The organism is Acidovorax sp. FG42 (genome assembly GCF_057809195.1).
In genome coordinates this window covers 386,470-403,341 of record NZ_JBMDJM010000002.1, presented here as the reverse complement: position 1 = coordinate 403,341, position 16,872 = coordinate 386,470, and the positions used below count along the sequence as shown (strand labels likewise).

Below are 16,872 nucleotides of genomic sequence, written 5' to 3'. Positions count from 1 at the left end.
AACCTGAACACTTTTGCACTCAGGCCTCAGTAGCGAAGCCCTCGACTATAGCACGGTTCGGCTAGTTTGCAAGAAAAATCAAACACGCCACTTTTCCAGGAGCTTCTCAGGACTCAGGCTGTCGTAACCTTCGAAGGGCTGGTGGATCCAGGGATTGCTCGGAAGGAACTCGACGGAGTAGTCTGGCGAAAACGTCGACAGCCCCTTGGTCCAGATCACCGCGCTGCGGAGCTCAGTAATGGGCGCGTAGTTGGTTTTAAGCATGTTGATCACAGCGTGCAGGGTGTGCCCAGAGTCAGCCAAGTCATCCACCAACAGCACACGTCCTGCAATTTCACCCTTGGGCGTTGTGATGAAACGTGCAATATCCAGATGCCCCTGCACCGTGCCGGCCTCTGCGCGATAGGAACTCGTTGACATGATGGCCAGTGGCTTGTCAAAGATCCGGCTCAGAATGTCACCTGGTCGCAGCCCACCACGAGCAAGACACAGAATCGTGTCGAATTCCCAACCCGACTGATGCACCTTCAGCGCCAGTTTTTCGATGAGGCTGTGGTACTCGTCATAGCTGACATAGAGATGTTTTCCGTCTTCGGTCAACATAGATGACTCCTGGATAGTGGGCGTTTAGTTGATATCAGCAAGACAAGTTTGTCGATCAGACGGCGACATAAGGGTGACGCATCATGATCGTATGGTCGCGATCAGGACTGGTTGAGATCATGTCGATCGGAACGCCTGTCACTTCTTCGATACGCTCGAGGTAGCGGCGCGCGCTTGCGGGCAACTTGTCGTAGTCGGTCACTCCAACCGTGGAATCACTCCAGCCCGGCAACGTTTCATAGATGGGTGTGCATCGGGCGATGTCTTCAGCGCCCATGGGAAGCAGATCAATGCGCTCTCCATCGAGTTCGTAACCAGTGCATAGCAACAGCTCGGTCAGCCCGTCCAGTACATCCAGCTTGGTGATACACAGACCTGTGAGGCCATTCACCTGGGCGCTACGCTTCAGCAACGCGGCATCAAACCAGCCGCAGCGGCGACTGCGTCCTGTTGTCACTCCCTTCTCGGCACCGACCGTGCTCATGTGATAGCCAGGAGTACCAGGAACTTCCCAATCCAACTCGGTAGGGAAAGGACCGCCGCCCACACGCGTGCAATACGCCTTGGTGATGCCAAGGATGTAATGCAGCATGCCAGGCCCCACACCAGAACCCGCAGCTGCATTGCCAGCCACGCAGTTGCTGGAGGTGACGTAAGGGTATGTGCCATGGTCCACATCCAGCAGCGTGCCTTGGGCACCCTCGAATAGCAGATTGGCGCCAGCCCGGTTGGCCTCGTTCAATTCGCGCGACACATCAGCCATCATGGGCTTGAGCAGGTCTGCATGGCGCATAGCCTCGGCATAAACCACATCAAACTGCACCTTGCCATCCTGGATGTAAGGCTTGAGCGCATCGCCAAACACGAACTTTGCGGACCCCAGGTACGTGGTCAGCACGTGGTTGTGCAGGTCCAGCAATTCACGCAACTTGGCTGCAAAACGCTCTGGGTACTTCAAGTCCTGTACGCGCAGCGCACGACGCGCGATCTTGTCTTCATATGCCGGACCGATGCCACGACCGGTGGTCCCGATCTTCTCTGTTCCGCCCTGCTCCCTGGCCGCCTCGCGCGCCACATCGATGGCAGCGTGGAAGGGCAGGATCAGCGGGCACGCCTCACTGATCCGCAAGCGCGAACGCACCTCGACGCCGGCTTTCTCCAGGCCTTCAATTTCTTCGAACAGCTTTGCTGCGGACAGAACCACGCCGTTGCCGATGTAGCACTTGACCCCTGGGCGCATGATGCCACTGGGAATCAAATGCAGAGCTGTCTTGACGCCATTGATCACCAATGTGTGGCCAGCGTTGTGCCCCCCCTGGAAGCGCACTACGCCTTGAGCGCTTTCCGTCAGCCAATCGACCAACTTGCCTTTGCCTTCGTCGCCCCACTGGGTACCGACCACCACTACGTTGCGACCTTTGGTTGCTTTCATCTCAAACCCAATTCAAATGACAATTGCTCAAACAGCCTGCACGACCCAACGGCCAGCAACCTGAACCAGTTCACGATCACAGTGGAACTCATCCACCTCACTCTCATGCCCAGGCAAAACACACACGACCGTTTCCCCGGCTGACCGAAGCTCTGCGATAGCAGCACTCACATCCGCAGCCTCACCCCAAGGGGCACGAATTGCAGCCTTCAAAGCACGGGGCGGCACCACACCAACCACCTGCTTGATATCCAGACTGAATCCGGCCGCAGGGCGATTCCGGCCAAAGACTGCACCGACCTCGTCGTATCGACCACCGCGCACCAAGGCATCACTGGCACCCGGGGCATAGATAGCAAAGCGCGCACCGCTGTAATAGGCATACCCACGCAAATCAGCCAAGTCAAAGGTAACGGTCGCTCCTTCAAGGCGGGAGGCCAGCCACTTCAAATTTGATAGCACCTCAGGCACACCATTAATACGCTTGAGTGCTTTTTCTGCCTCAATTAAGACAGCAGAATCACCGTACAAACGAACCAGGGCGAGAAAGCCCTGTCGAGATTCGTCCGGAAAGCCACGCGTCAGAACCGACAACTCACCCGCATCTTTGGCAGCCAAGGCAGCGTGAATTCCGCTGAGCAATTGCGGACTGACGCTCACTCCAGCCAACAGGTTGCGGACGATACGCACATCCGCAAGGTCTACCGTGGTGTTGCGTACATTGGCAACTCGCAGACACTCCCTGGCCAACTGAAGCGCTTCGAGGTCCGCCTCTACCCCTGCATGCCCATAGATCTCAGCACCAAACTGAAGAGGCTCCCGGGTGGCATGGGGGCGGTCGGGACGCGTATGCAACACGGGACCGCAATAGCAGAGACGCGTCACTCCTTTGCGATTGAGCAAATGTGCGTCGATACGAGCCACCTGGGGTGTCGTATCGGCCCGTAAGCCCATGGAGCGACCAGACAGCTGGTCGACCAGCTTGAAGGTCTGCAAATCCAGCGCTTCCCCAGTACCGGTGAGGAGAGACTCCAGATGCTCCAACAGCGGGGGCATGACCAGCTCGTAACCATAACAACGGGCTGTATCGAGCAGCCCGCGACGCAATTCTTCGATGTGCCGAGCTTCAGACGGCAAGACATCGGCAATGTGATCCGGAAGGACCCAAGCAGACATGGAGAAAAGGGGAGGCTGTTAAAACCGCGATTCTACCGGGACGCGACGAGACTCCCCAAAGAATCTCCCGCCCACACAGTGGGACAGCCGTTAGAAACAAAGCATCAGAACGCCCGCGCCCAAGGCCAACAACGCAAAAAAACGTATCTGACCATCTTGCAATTGCGCGATCTGGGCCACCGTGCGTTTCCAGACCTGGGGGGACAGAAAAGGCAGAAAGCCCTCAATCACCAGCACCAAGGCAAAGGCCGTCCAAAGACTGTCCCACATCATTCGCCTTTCACGGCCATTGCGCTTTTTTACTTGCGAGGCGCCGCAGGCGCCGATGCAGGGACCGATCCACGAAAGACTTTGAAGAAATCTGAAGACGACGGGTCCAGCAGCATCACGTCACTTTTCTTGTTGAAGCTGCCTTTGTAGGCTTCCAGGCTGCGATAGAACTGAGCGAATTGGGGATCCTTCCCAAAGGCTTCTGCATAGATGCGAGCAGCTTCGGCATCGCCCTCACCCTTCAGTTTCTGAGCATCCCGATACGCGTTGGCAATCGTGATCTCTCGCTGGCGATCCGCGTCGGCCCGTATCTTTTCGCCCTCGGCCGCCCCTGTGGAACGCAGCTCATTGGCAACACGCTTACGTTCTGCCTCCATCCGCCGGTATACCGACTCGGTGATAGCTTCCACATAGTCCACACGGGTGATGCGAACGTCCACCACATCCACCCCCCAGGGTTTAGAGCCACGAACAGTCTCCAGAACCTCGCGCTTGACATCGGCCATCAAAGCTTCGCGCTTGAGTGAGAGCAATTCCTTCACGGTACGCTTGTTGATTTCTTCCTGAAAAGCATTGCGCACGACACGATTCAGTTGCATGGCGCCGGCCGTCTCGTCCAGTCCCACGTTGCGGATGTACTCGGTGGGCTCGGAAATACGCCAACGCACATACCAGTCGATCACCACGCGCTGCTTTTCGGCCGTCAGCATGGGCTCCGTGTCCGTACTGTCCAAGGTCAAAAGACGCTTGTCGATGTAGGTGACGTTTTGGAACGGTGGAGGCAGCTTGAAGTTGAGGCCTGGCTCCGTGATCACTTCCTTGATCTGGCCCAGCGCATACAACACGCCAAACTGACGCTGATCCACCACGAAAAGCATGGAGCTCATGAGAGCAAGCACCACCAGAAGAGTAGATGCAATAAAACCGACTCTGTTCACGAACTGCTCCTAGCGGGATTCACGTTCCCGGGTACGGCTGGTATCGCGCGCCCGAGAATCATTCGAAAAGGTGGGGGCGGGTGTCGCCGGGGACGACACCGCCGGAGACGGACTGGTCGCGGCAGGCGCATCCAGCGCCCCCGAGCCGCTCGCAACCCCTTGCATGATCTTGTCCAGGGGCAAGTACAGCAAATTGGAACCTTGACGCGACTCGACCAGCACCTTGGTCACGTTGCCATAAATCTGCTGCATCGTTTCCAGATACATGCGATCCCGGGTTACCTGAGGCGCCTTCTGGTACTCCGCCAGAATCGACGCGAACCGCTGTGCGTCGCCCTGCGCCTGCGCAACAATCCTTGCCTTGTAAGCCGCCGCCTCTTCATTCAGACGTGACGCAGAGCCCACAGCACGCGGGATCACGTCGTTCGCATAAGCCTGGGCTTCGTTCTTGGCGCGCTCGCGCTCCTGCCCTGCTTTGAGTACATCATCAAATGATGACTGGACCTGCTCAGGCGGCCGCACCCCGCCCTGCTGCAAATTGATGCCGACCACTTCAACCCCGACCTTGTAGCGGTCCAGGATGGTCTGCATCAGAGTGCGAACGCGCGGCGCTATCTGGTCACGCTCCTCCGCCAGCGCCGTGTCCATGCGCATCTTGCCCACCACCTCACGAACAGCCGTTTCAGCGGCCTGGACCACGGCGTCCGAAGGGTTCTTGCTTTCAAACAACCAAGCCCGGGCATCGCTCAAACGATACTGAACGGCAAACTTGATCTCGACGATGTTCTCGTCTTCAGTCAGCATCGCGGACTCTCTCAAGCCGGTGCTTTTGATGACCGTGTCACGTCCCACATCGGCAGAGCGGATCTGCGTCACAAAAACAAGTTCATGGCGCTCAATCGGATAAGGCAGGCGCCAATTGAAACCCGCGCCAACGGTGCTCTTGTACTTTCCGAACTGGGTAATGACGGCCTGCTGACCTTCCTGCACGATAAAGAAGCCGGTGCCCATCCAGATCACAAACGCGATACCGGCAATCAGACCGACACCGACACCTGCGCTTTTCATATCTGGCTGAAAGCCGCCACCAGCCCCTCCACCGGGACCGCGACCCGAGCCGTTTTTCCCGCCAAACAGGCTACCAAGCTTGCGATTGAGATCACGCCAGAGCTCATCAAGATCCGGTGGCTGCTGGCCGTTGCCCGGCCGTTGCTCGCCGCCCCTTGGGCCGCCAGGTGGCGCTGCAGGCCGATCCTCAGGACGCACACCGCCGTCTTCGGACTTGTCATCACCGCGACCCCAACGTGGATCGTTCAGATTGAACATGCCCCGAATACGGCCTGGCAATGAAGCCCAACGTAGGGTGCGATTATGAAAATTCATGCGCAAAATCTCTGGTTCTCTGATGGCATCATCCGATGGTGCATTGTGCCCAATCAGGACAAAGCATCCGGTAATTCAAGGGTGTCTGCTGGGGTCATATCCAGAACCTCCTGCGCAGCCATCAACCTGGCCGCCAAGGCACGGCGCAGCTCATCCAGCCCCTCGCCAGATCGAGCACTGACAAACAGTCGAGGCAACAACTGCCCTCCCACTTCGTATTGGTCCACCAACACAGGCGGACGTCGTTCTTCAGGCAAAGCATCAAGCTTGTTGAAGACCAGTATCTGAGGGATGTCCGAGGCACCAATTTCCTGCAACACCCGCTCCACCTGCGCCATCTGCTCCGGAAAATCCGAATTGGAAGCGTCCACCACGTGAAGCAGCAAATCGGCGTCGACCGCCTCCTGCAGCGTGGCCTGGAACGCATCGACCAGCCCGTGGGGAAGATCCCGAATGAAGCCCACCGTGTCGGACAACGAAACGGAGCGTGCCGCATCTGCGAGGTACAACTGCCGCGTCGTGGTGTCCAGCGTGGCGAAAAGTTGATCCGCTGCGTACGCCCTGGCCTTCACCAAAGCATTGAAAAGGGTTGATTTGCCCGCGTTGGTATATCCAACGAGTGAAATATTGAAGGTGTCGCGTCTTGCGCGTTGGCGCCGCTGTGTAGACCGCTGGCGTTTGACCTTGACCAAGCGCTCTCTGGTGCGCTTGATCGCATCGCCAATCATGCGCCGATCCAGTTCGATCTGCTTTTCACCAGGGCCGCCACGGGCACCGATACCGCCGGTTTGACGCTCCAGGTGAGACCAGCGGCGCACCAGGCGCGTACTCACATACTGCAGTTTGGCAAGCTCCACCTGAAGCTTGCCCTCGTGGCTGCGCGCCCGTTGCGCAAAGATTTCCAGAATGAGCAACGTGCGGTCATTCACTGGCAGCTCAATATGGCGCTCCAGGTTCCGCTGCTGCGCCGGGCTGAGAGACTGGTCAAACAGCACCTCCACTGCTCCATGCATGTGTGCCAAAGTGCGAATTTCATCCGCTTTGCCACTGCCAATGAACAGCGCGGCATCTGGTGCTTTGCGCTTGCACATAATGCGCGCAACAGGCTGCATACCAGCGGTTTGGGCGAGCAGCCCCAGCTCTTCCAACTCAGCATCGAAATGGGGAAGACCGAAGTCCACCCCCACCAGCAACACCGGAGTCATGGTGGGCGAGGATGCGGAAGCCGAACTCAAAGCCAACCACCCTCTTTTCGCTTTGCCTCGCTCAACAAGCGAGTTCCGCCACTTGGCAACAACTCAAGAGTTGCTGCTGTCGGCATCAGGGGTTTCTGAAGTAGAAAAATTGACGGCTCGACCTGGGACGATCGTAGAAATCGCGTGCTTGTAGACCATCTGCGTCACTGTATTGCGCAGCAACACCACGTACTGATCGAAAGACTCGATTTGCCCCTGCAGCTTGATCCCGTTAACCAAATAAATGGACACTGGAACATGCTCCCGACGCAATGCGTTGAGGAAGGGGTCTTGCAAAAGCTGGCCTTTATTGCTCACGATATTCTCCGTGTTCAAGTGTTGTTGTAAACCATCACCTTACCACAGCCAGACGCATACCCCAGCTTCAGCATGCATGGCCCCTCGACTAAGGAGCCTTTGCAATCAGGCCTCGTCTTTGTCCACAAATGGGTTGTGAGAGGTTTTCATCTCAATGCGCAGTGGAGTCCCGACAAGATCGAACTCCTTGCGGAAGCGCCCTTCCAGGAATCGCTTGTAGGCATCCGTTACGTGCTCCAGGGAGTTGCCATGGATCACGATCACAGGCGGGTTCATGCCCCCCTGGTGCGCATATCGCATTTTGGGCCGGAACATCCCGGCCCGCTTGGGGCTCTGGAACTGAACGGCCTCCAGCAACAGGCGGGTGAGCACTGGCGTGGACATTTTGCAGGTGGCAGCCCGGTGGGCCTGGGCAATCGACGTCCAAAGAGGGCCCAGCCCCTGACGCTTCTTCGCCGAGATGAAGTGCAAAGAAGCAAACTTCAGAAACGCGAGTCGCGTCTCAATGGAGCGCTCTAAAAGCTGACGCTGGTAGTCATCCACGGCATCCCATTTGTTCACCGCGAGAACCACGGCACGACCGCTCTCCAGGATGTAACCCGCGATATGGGCATCCTGGTCTGTCACGCCCTGGGTTGCATCGAGCAGCAGCAGTACCACGTGCGCAGACTCGATGGCCTGGAGCGTTTTCACCACCGAGAATTTCTCGATGGCCTCGAACACCTTACCCTTGCGGCGCAATCCTGCGGTATCCACCAATTCAAACCGCTGACCGTTGCGCTCGAAAGGTACAGTGATGGCATCGCGGGTCGTACCCGGCATGTCAAATGCCACCAGTCGCTCTTCACCAAGCCATGTATTGATGAGGGTGGACTTGCCCACATTAGGACGTCCCGCCACGGCGAGCTTGATCACGCCCTTGTCCAGCGTCGCATCCGAATCGTCTGGCTCGGGCAAATTGAGCGGCTCCAGTGCAATGTCCACCAAACTGCGTATGCCTTGCCCGTGGGCCGCGGACACGGGATAAACCTCGCCCAGCCCCAGCTCGTAAAACTCCGCCAGTTGGACGCCCTGGAGCATGCCCTCTGCTTTGTTCGCGACAAGCACGCAGGGCTTGCCCAAGCGACGCAAGTAGTTGGCAATGTCGTGGTCTTGCGCCGAGACACCCGCACGGGCATCCACCACAAAAATCACCACGTCCGCTTCGGCGACCGCCTGCTGGGTTTGCTTGGCCATCTCGCGGTAGATGCCGCTGGAGGCATCCGGCTCAAAGCCCCCCGTATCGATGACGATGTACTCGTGTTTTCCTTGCTTGCCGTTCCCGTAGTGTCGGTCACGCGTAAGTCCCGCAAAGTCGGCGACGATGGCGTCTCGCGACTTGGTCAGGCGATTGAAAAGCGTGGACTTACCGACATTCGGACGCCCCACGAGGGCGATTACTGGCTTCATTGAATAAGACCGATCAATCTGGACGGAATCCGTAGATACCGCCGTTGCGGGTAACCACCACCAGCGTATCTGCAGCCACCACCGGGGCAGCCGCAATGGCTGAACCATCTGTTGCCAGTCGGTTCAGAGGGGAGCCATCGGTGCGAGACAGCAGATGCACCAAACCAGCATCGTCACCGACGACAACCGAGCGCCCCAAAAGCAGCGGTGCCGTGAGTTTGCGGTGTTTGAGTCGGTCGATACTCCACAGGCGCGAGCCATCCGCACGGCGCCAAGCGACAAGCGTCCCATTACTTTCCGAACCAAAAATGGCGTCCGCATCGCCATGAATGCCTTCAGACCCGCTGGCGGGCTGCGTCCAGAGCGTCGTGCCCCGGGCCGTGTTCACACAGCCGACAGCGGCTTGGAAAGACCGAGCGCACACGATTTCACCCACACGGCTGGTGCGCCCCACCAATTCGACCAAGCGCTCAACATCGTTCGTGCCGCGAGGGCTGGCGATGGGCGCTTCCCACCTCGCGCTGCCGTTGTCAGGATTCAATCCGACCAAGCGGCCCGACAAGCCCACCACCAGGGTGTCGCCTACCGCAAGCAATACGCCCGCTTGACGCAGTATCAACGGTTCCCCTGGGCGCTGCTGCGCCCACAGACGACGGCCCGTGGCAAGATCGAAGGCAGACACTGATCGATCTGCCGACAGCACAAACACCCTACCGCCTGCGACCAAGGGGGGAGTGAAGACCTGTGCGGCAAGCGTCTCACGCCAACGCTCACGGCCACCATCCATCACGATGAGTGCGTTGTTGCGCGATACCACCGCCGCAAATTTGCCGTCACTGCCCACAGCTGCCGATAAGGGCTCGGCCAGCGCCACACGCCAGATGTCTCCACCGGTGCGCGCGTCCAAGGCCGCCACAGCACCATCAGCGGACGCCACCGTCACGACATTTCCAGCAACATGGGGCTCAAGAGGCAAGCCCGCCACGCTACCGACGCGCGCCGTCCACGCCTGCCTCACCCCCAGGACAGCCACATTGGCGCCAAGGTCCGCAGGCACCGGTTTTGCCTTGTCTGCACTCCACAAAGAGCAACCAGCCAACGTGGTGGCCACCAATGCCGCCAACAGCCCCCGGACGAAAAACAGGTGCCCAGACCTTGTGTTGATAGGCGATGTCATGGTTATTTGGACTCTGCAGGGGTTGCGGTTGCCGCAGCGGCCACAGTCACACCTTGCAGCGTGACCCCCAGTGCGTTGAGCTTGATTTCCACAAGGCGGCGGTATTCCACACTGTCTTCGAACCCTTTGTATGCCTTGGTGTATTCGGCAATCGCTTCCGGGCGCTTTTCCAGGAGTGCCAGCACATCACCCTTCCGGTCTGCCACAACGGACGAGAACTCGGGCGGAAAACTGCCAGACAGTTGCTTGAGCGCTTCGTCGTAATTCTTCTGATCCATCAGCACACCTGCCAGCCGCAGTTTGGCCAAAGCCTTGAGGCCTTCATCCGAAGATTGCTCTGCGACCCAGGCGAGCGCTTCTTTGGCACCATCGGCGTTGCCAGCCCCCTGCATGGCCTTGGCGAGCGTCAGACCCGCTTGTCCAGCCTGCACGGTCCCTGCATATTTGGCCTTCAAATCCGCAAACGCCTGCCCCATGCGGGCATTGTCTGCAGACCGTGCAGCCGCATCCACAGCATCAAACAAAGCGGCGGCCTGCGTGGCCTGACGGGTTTGCCAGTACTGGTAACCGTTCCATGCTGCCGCTCCGCCCGCAACGACGATCGCCACAGAGCTGATCAAAGTGCCCCAGGTATTCCAAAAATGTTTGAGCTGGTCTAACTGCTCTTGTTCTTCAAGGTCGAGATGATTTGCCATGGAATGTGATTGGTTTAGCGGGTGGATTGTAGGGTGGCCGCCCATTGGGCAACTGATTCCAGCGGGCGCTCTGTCTGCTCCCCTGCGCCATCTCGCAAGGCTTTGACGGTCACCATGCCACGAGACAGCTCATCATCACCAAACACCAGGGCGTACGCGGCGCCACTGGCATCAGCCTTTTTGAACTGCGACTTCATACTGCCCATGCCATCCAACGAAGGCGCCGCATGCATTTGGACGCGAATACCGTGTCGACGCAATTGCTCGGCGGTGGTCACCGCCCGGGGCAACACGGCCGTCGAGGGAACAATGGCATAAACATCAGGAGCCAAAGAGGGGGAGGCACTTTGCTGCTCCTTGAGCAACTCCAGAACGCGCTCCACCCCCAGCGCCCAACCCACTGCGGGCGCTGCCTTGCCGCCGATCTGTTCGATCAAATAGTCGTAGCGACCTCCACCGCAGATCGTGCCCTGCGAGCCCAACTGATCAGTCACAAACTCAAACACGGTGAGGTTGTAATAGTCCATGCCGCGCACCAGACGGGGGTTCACCTTCCAGGCCACGCCATTGGCGTCGAGAATGGCCTTGACCGCATTGAAGTGGGCCAAAGACTCTTCGCCAAGGAAGTCAATCAACCGGGGGGCAGCCTCCACCACTGACTGCATTGCTGGATTCTTGGTATCGAGGATGCGCAGCGGATTGCTGTGCAGCCGTCGGCGTGCTTCTTCGTCCAGAAGATCGATGTGCTTTTCCAGATACGCAATCAATGCTGCCCGGTGAGCCTTGCGCTCGTCCGGCTGCCCCAAGCTGTTGAGTTCGAGGCGCACATTCTGCAGGCCCAGATCGCGCCACAGTGCACTGGCCAGCAGAATCAGCTCTGCGTCAACCTCGGCGCCGGGAAAACCCAGTGCCTCGGCGCCGATCTGGTGAAACTGGCGGTAGCGTCCACGTTGGGGGCGCTCATGACGAAACATGGGACCCATGTAATACAGCCGCTTGCCACCGTCGTACAACATGGAGTGCTCCGCCACGGCGCGCACCACACCGGCCGTCGCTTCGGGGCGAAGGGTGAGGTGCTCTCCGTTAAGGCGGTCCTCGAACGAGTACATCTCCTTCTCCACAATATCGGTGACCTCGCCCAGTCCACGCACAAACAGGGGCGTGGGCTCGACAATCGGAGTGCGGATATTGCGGTAGGCATAGCGCGCCATCAGGTCGCGCACCTTGGCCTCCAACCATTCCCAGCGGGCGGATTCTGGCGGCAGGATGTCGTTCATGCCCTTCACCGCCACCAGCTTCTCCGGCTTGGGCGAGGGGGTGCTTTTTTCGTTGCTCACAGCGCTTCTTTTCTATGTCTTGCAGAAACTAACCAAAACTGCTCTGGCCCTGTTCCTGAATACATTCCAGGACAGGCCATGGCAGCGCCATCGTTCAAGCAGCAGCGACTCCAGCGCCAAAACGCTTTTCGATGTACTGCTCGACGATGCGATGAAATTCATTGGCAATGTCGTCGCCGCGCAGGGTCATTGCCTTTTCCCCGTCGATAAAGACCGGGGCGGCTGGCGCCTCTCCCGTGCCCGGAAGGCTGATACCGATGTCCGCGTGCTTGCTTTCACCCGGGCCGTTGACGATGCAACCCATGACCGCCACCCGCAACGTCTCCACGCCCGGATATCGCACACGCCACACAGGCATTTGTGCCCGCAGGAAATCGTCAATCTGCTTGGCCAAGTCCTGAAAAGTGGTGCTGGTGGTACGGCCACATCCAGGACAAGCGGTAACGCTGGGCACAAAAACCCGCATCCCCAAGGCCTGCAAGATTTCAGATGCCACGACCACTTCCTGGGTACGCGCCTCACCGGGCTGGGGTGTCAACGACACACGAATCGTGTCGCCAATGCCCTCTTGCAGCAGCACGGACAAAGCGGCCGCCGAAGCGACCGTTCCCTTGGTACCCATACCCGCTTCGGTCAGGCCCAGGTGCAAAGCATAGTCGCAACGGCGTGCCAACTCGCGGTACACCGAAATCAGATCCTGCACTCCGCTGACTTTGCACGACAAGATGATCTGGTTGCCGTCCATCCCCATGGCCTCCGCACGACGCGCAGATTCAATGGCCGATGTGATGAGAGCCTCGTACATGACCTGACGAGCCTCCCAGGGGATACTGCGACGGCTGTTCGTATCCATCAGCTCGGCCAACAGTTCCTGGTCGAGACTGCCCCAGTTGACACCAATGCGCACAGCCTTGTTCCATCGCATGGCTGCTTCGATCATCTGGCCAAACTGCTTGTCGCGCTTGTCCCCCTTGCCCACATTGCCAGGGTTGATCCGATACTTGGACAAGGCCTGGGCACAGTCGGGAAACTCGGTGAGCAGGCGGTGGCCGTTGTAGTGGAAATCACCAACCAACGGAACACTTTCACCCATGCGGTCCAGCTGTTCGCGGATGTAGGGCACCGCCGCAGCCGCCTCGGGGGTATTGACCGTGATGCGGACAAACTCCGAGCCCGCCTGGGCGAGTTCCTTGACCTGAATCGCCGTTCCGATGGCATCGACGGTATCGGTGTTGGTCATGGACTGCACGCGCACGGGGGCATCCCCGCCCACCGTCACCACACGTGAACCCCAGACAACCTTGGCCTGACGCGAGCGCCGAGGCAAGGGCGAGGCAATCGCTATCGGCCCAAAATCATGCGGGGAGTTTTGCACTACTTCACCTCAAAACGCGCTACGTTTTCACGGGCAACAGCCGTCAGATCAAACGGCTTTCCACGCACAGTCACCTCGGTGGCGTCCGCGCGTCCCACAATCACCGCCAAAGGTGTGGGCGCTGACACCGACACCGTCTCTCCGGCCGCCAGGTTGCGTTGCAGCGCCAGGGCTCCATTGGCATCGCGGACCTGCACCCACGACGCGCTGCGCGCACGCAATACAAGCGGGCCGGCGGCGGCACCTGCCGCGCCATCAGCAGCAGATACGTTACTCGTCGTCGCGCCACTGGCCGCTGCAGCAGGCGCAGGAGATGCTGCAACGGAAGGGGTAGCGGGCACGGGCGATGAAGCTGCCACCGCAGCGGCGGGCGCCGCAGAAGCAGATGAATCAGCGGGGCGCTCTGTCGCCGATGGCGCTGCCAATACAGGAGGCGCAGCCTCGGAAGTGTTTGCAGGCAAAGCATCTGGCACCGCGACCGGCGCAGGATCTACCGCATCGCTAGAGGCGGAATGCCGCGGGACATAAAACAGCACGACCGCCCCCACCAGAAGTGCCAGGACCACCAAGACCATGGAGCGCGAGCCAGAACCCGAGCCCGCAAACGATGCGGAAGAAGATGCGGACGACTTGCCAGCACTTCCCTTCACAGGCGCATTGATGCCGGCGCTGTCCACAGACAACCGGGGGCTCTGACTCTGGGGCAACAACGACAGAATCGGCGCCGCGTCTATCTTGAGGGTGCGACACACACTCGACGCCAGGGCACGCACAAAGACGGTATCAGGCAACACCGCGTAGTTGTCTGCCTCCAGCGCCTCCAATTTGCTCACGGGCACCTTCAGCGCCACAGCCAAGGCCGCGATGTGCATGCCGGCCGCCTGCCGGGCTTCCTTGAGCAAACCGCCCGCCGTCATTCCACTCTCCACCACCTCACTCATTGAAAGCCCCGCGTTCGTATGCACTCAACTCCCGGGAATCCGGGAAACGCTTGCGCAACTGAGCCGCCAGTTGCCTCATTGCCACGACGTCGCCCAAAGCCCGCTCCACCTTGATGCCCAACCACAAAGATTCGGAGTTTGCAAAATCACTGTTGTTGAGCCGCCGGATGTAAAACTGCGCACGAGAAAGCTCATTGCGACGCAACAAAAGCGCTGCCAAGTGGTAACCGACCACCGGGTTCGCCGCATCGAATTCATAAGCTTTCAGAAGAGACTGCTCCGCTTCAGGGAACTGTCCTGCTCCCGACTGGCACAGGCCACGCGCCATCCAGGTTTTGCCACGCGCTGCATAGGCGGGGTTGGCTATGGCACGCGAAAAATATGCGTCAGCCTCTGCATACTTTTGCTGCTGACACATCAGCCAGCCATAGTTGTGCAGTATGTTGGCGTCGTTTGCGCGCAGCGACAAAGCGCGGCGAAAACTGTCTTCCGCCTGCGGATAGTCATTCAACCGCATGTAAATCAGACCACGCAGGTTGAAGGCATCCGCGTAAGAAGGATCTGCGGACAGAGACTGCTTGACCTCATCCAAAGCCACCGCTGTCTGCCCCAGTTCGAAATAGTTGGAAGCCAACTCCAGCCGAATGCGCGCGCGGCGCCGCGACTCTGGCTCATCGGACGGTGTTACCAGACCGGCATCGGCGTCGCTGACTCCAGGCGAAGAAGTGTTGTTTGCACACCCCTGAAGCGCCCAAATGCAAACCACCGCACTGCATGCCGTGAGTGTCCAGCGGCCAATCTGCCGCCAGCGTCCAACCATTCCCGCCATGTAGAGCCTCCTTGAAGTTTGCTAACTAGCCTGATCAAGTCACCGGTTTGAGCACGATTGTGCGCTGCTTTGCCATGCGCTCTGCGGCACGGGTGCGATCTTTGACGTCCCCCGCCAATTGACCGCATGCCGCGTCGATGTCATCCCCTCGCGTCTTGCGCACGGTGGTGATGATGCCCGCGTCACTCAGCAACTTTGCAAAGGCTTGCACCTGATTGTGCGGAGACCGCAACAGCCCTGATGCGGGAAACGGATTAAAAGGAATCAGATTGAACTTGCAGCGAATACCAGTGCGCTTGACCAACTCGATCAGTTGGCGCGCGTGCTCCACCTGGTCGTTGACGCCGTCGAGCATGCAGTATTCGAAGGTGATGAAATCACGGGGCGCATGCTGCAAGTAGCGGTTACAAGCATCCAGCAACTCGCTGATCGGATACTTGCGATTGAGCGGCACCAGGTTGTCGCGCAACGGGTCGTTGGGCGCATGCAGTGACACCGCCAGCGCCACAGGGCAATCTTGCGAAAGACGGTCCATCATGGGCACCACGCCCGACGTGGACACCGTCACGCGGCGGCGTGACAAGCCATAGCCGTGGTCATCCAGCATGACCTTGAGCGCAGGGACCAGTGCCGAATAGTTCTGTAGCGGCTCTCCCATCCCCATCATGACCACGTTGGAGATCACACGCTCCTCGGTCTGCAGGCGCTTGCGCAGCGAATGCTCTGCAAACCACAGCTGGGCAACGATCTCACCCGTCGTCAGATTGCGACTGAAACCCTGATGACCCGTCGAGCAGAAACGGCAACCGACGGCGCAGCCAGCCTGGGATGACACACAGAGCGTCCCGCGATCATCCTCGGGGATGAACACGGCTTCCACCGCATTGCCATCACCGACATCAAACAGCCACTTGACCGTGCCATCTGAAGACACGTGCTCAGAGATAACGGGAAGCGCCTCGACCCGAGCACAGCCTTTGAGCTTGTCGCGCAAGGCCTTGGCCAAGTCACTCATGGCGTCAAAATCACTGGCCCCGCGCTGGTGTATCCAGCGGAACAGCTGGGTGGCGCGAAAGCGCTTTTCCCCCAGCCGCTCACAAAACGCAGCCAAGCCGTCCAGATCGAATTCCAGCAGATTCGTACTCATGGTGCCGAACCCACCGTAGACCAGGCACAGCTACCCCCATGGCACGGAATTCCCACCGAGGCGGGTGCGGGCATGGGGAGCGTCGACATCTCAGCGCGAGTAGATGTTCAGGCCGGGGAAGAAAAATGCCACTTCGGCTTGTGCGGTTTCAGCGGCGTCGGAGCCGTGCACTGCGTTGGCATCGATGCTGTCTGCGAAGTCTGCACGGATGGTGCCGGCTTCAGCCTTCTTGGGGTCCGTTGCGCCCATGAGTTCACGGTTCTTCAGGATGGCGTTCTCGCCTTCCAGGGCCTGGATCATCACGGGGCCCGAGATCATGAAGTCCACCAGGTCCTTGAAGAAAGGACGCTCTTTGTGCACTGCGTAGAACTGCTCGGCTTCCAGGCGCGACAGGTGGGCCATGCGGGCCGCCACGATCTTGAGGCCAGCGGCTTCAAAACGGGCGTAGATCTGGCCGATGACGTTCTTGGCGACTGCGTCAGGCTTGATGATGGAGAGAGTGCGTTCGATTGCCATGTTGATTTCCTTTGTTGCTGTGATTCGTTTGTCCACCGGACAAAGCCCTCG

17 protein-coding genes are annotated in these 16,872 nt (G+C 59.0%); all 17 read right to left on the bottom strand.

Going from position 1 to position 16,872, the window contains the following annotated elements; genetic code table 11:
• Positions 1 to 78: 78 nt before the first annotated feature.
• The 17 genes from ACODSM_RS04425 to ndk all read right to left on the bottom strand — a co-directional run bounded on the left by ACODSM_RS04425 (position 79) and on the right by ndk (position 16,821).
• Complete coding sequence (locus tag ACODSM_RS04425; RefSeq protein WP_060986468.1) at positions 79 to 603, bottom strand: phosphoribosyltransferase; 525 nt, start codon at positions 601 to 603, stop codon at positions 79 to 81.
• A gap of 55 nt (positions 604 to 658) precedes the next feature.
• The gene (locus ACODSM_RS04420; RefSeq protein WP_488804439.1) at positions 659 to 2,035 is read right to left on the bottom strand and encodes an adenylosuccinate synthase; all 1,377 of its coding nucleotides are present in this window, start codon (positions 2,033 to 2,035) and stop codon (positions 659 to 661) included.
• A 27-nt stretch (positions 2,036 to 2,062) separates the two neighbouring features.
• Positions 2,063 to 3,211 carry an ATP phosphoribosyltransferase regulatory subunit gene (locus tag ACODSM_RS04415; protein ID WP_422849218.1) on the bottom strand — a complete coding sequence of 383 codons (1,149 nt, stop codon included), beginning with the start codon at positions 3,209 to 3,211 and terminating at the stop codon, positions 2,063 to 2,065.
• Positions 3,212 to 3,301: 90 nt separating this feature from the next.
• The gene (locus ACODSM_RS04410; RefSeq protein WP_015013423.1) at positions 3,302 to 3,484 is read right to left on the bottom strand and encodes a DUF2065 domain-containing protein; all 183 of its coding nucleotides are present in this window, start codon (positions 3,482 to 3,484) and stop codon (positions 3,302 to 3,304) included.
• 26 nt (positions 3,485 to 3,510) lie between these two features.
• Positions 3,511 to 4,419 carry a protease modulator HflC gene (gene hflC / locus ACODSM_RS04405; protein WP_015013422.1) on the bottom strand — a complete coding sequence of 303 codons (909 nt, stop codon included), beginning with the start codon at positions 4,417 to 4,419 and terminating at the stop codon, positions 3,511 to 3,513.
• A gap of 9 nt (positions 4,420 to 4,428) precedes the next feature.
• A complete protein-coding gene (hflK, locus tag ACODSM_RS04400; RefSeq protein ID WP_015013421.1) occupies positions 4,429 to 5,802 on the bottom strand; it encodes an FtsH protease activity modulator HflK in 1,374 nt (457 codons plus the stop codon).
• A gap of 53 nt (positions 5,803 to 5,855) precedes the next feature.
• Positions 5,856 to 7,007, bottom strand: a complete 1,152-nt coding sequence (gene hflX / locus ACODSM_RS04395; protein WP_488804438.1) for a GTPase HflX — start codon at positions 7,005 to 7,007, stop codon at positions 5,856 to 5,858.
• Between the two features lie 93 nt (positions 7,008 to 7,100).
• Positions 7,101 to 7,355 (bottom strand): RNA chaperone Hfq, encoded by a 255-nt coding sequence (gene hfq, locus ACODSM_RS04390; RefSeq protein ID WP_015013419.1) that lies wholly within the window; start codon positions 7,353 to 7,355, stop codon positions 7,101 to 7,103.
• A gap of 105 nt (positions 7,356 to 7,460) precedes the next feature.
• Entirely contained in the window at positions 7,461 to 8,804 is a 1,344-nt protein-coding gene (der, locus tag ACODSM_RS04385) for a ribosome biogenesis GTPase Der (protein ID WP_295940017.1), read from the bottom strand.
• 13 nt (positions 8,805 to 8,817) lie between these two features.
• A complete protein-coding gene (gene bamB / locus ACODSM_RS04380) occupies positions 8,818 to 9,981 on the bottom strand; it encodes an outer membrane protein assembly factor BamB (RefSeq protein WP_488804437.1) in 1,164 nt (387 codons plus the stop codon).
• Between the two features lie 2 nt (positions 9,982 to 9,983).
• Positions 9,984 to 10,676, bottom strand: a complete 693-nt coding sequence (locus tag ACODSM_RS04375) for a YfgM family protein (RefSeq protein WP_488804436.1) — start codon at positions 10,674 to 10,676, stop codon at positions 9,984 to 9,986.
• 14 nt (positions 10,677 to 10,690) lie between these two features.
• Positions 10,691 to 11,953: a histidine--tRNA ligase gene (gene hisS / locus ACODSM_RS04370; protein ID WP_488804435.1), complete on the bottom strand. Its 1,263-nt coding sequence runs from the start codon at positions 11,951 to 11,953 to the stop codon at positions 10,691 to 10,693.
• A 154-nt stretch (positions 11,954 to 12,107) separates the two neighbouring features.
• Positions 12,108 to 13,388, bottom strand: a complete 1,281-nt coding sequence (ispG, locus tag ACODSM_RS04365; RefSeq protein WP_488804434.1) for a flavodoxin-dependent (E)-4-hydroxy-3-methylbut-2-enyl-diphosphate synthase — start codon at positions 13,386 to 13,388, stop codon at positions 12,108 to 12,110.
• A complete protein-coding gene (locus tag ACODSM_RS04360; protein ID WP_488804433.1) occupies positions 13,388 to 14,329 on the bottom strand; it encodes a helix-turn-helix domain-containing protein in 942 nt (313 codons plus the stop codon). Before ACODSM_RS04360 ends, ispG begins: the two co-directional genes overlap by 1 nt.
• Positions 14,322 to 15,158, bottom strand: coding sequence for a type IV pilus biogenesis/stability protein PilW (gene pilW, locus ACODSM_RS04355; protein ID WP_488804432.1), 837 nt, complete (start codon positions 15,156 to 15,158; stop codon positions 14,322 to 14,324). Before pilW ends, ACODSM_RS04360 begins: the two co-directional genes overlap by 8 nt.
• Positions 15,159 to 15,192: 34 nt before the next feature.
• On the bottom strand, positions 15,193 to 16,305 hold the full coding sequence (rlmN, locus tag ACODSM_RS04350; RefSeq protein ID WP_488804431.1) for a dual-specificity RNA methyltransferase RlmN: 1,113 nt from the start codon (positions 16,303 to 16,305) through the stop codon (positions 15,193 to 15,195).
• Between the two features lie 90 nt (positions 16,306 to 16,395).
• The gene (gene ndk / locus ACODSM_RS04345) at positions 16,396 to 16,821 is read right to left on the bottom strand and encodes a nucleoside-diphosphate kinase (protein WP_015013410.1); all 426 of its coding nucleotides are present in this window, start codon (positions 16,819 to 16,821) and stop codon (positions 16,396 to 16,398) included.
• Positions 16,822 to 16,872: the final 51 nt, after the last annotated feature.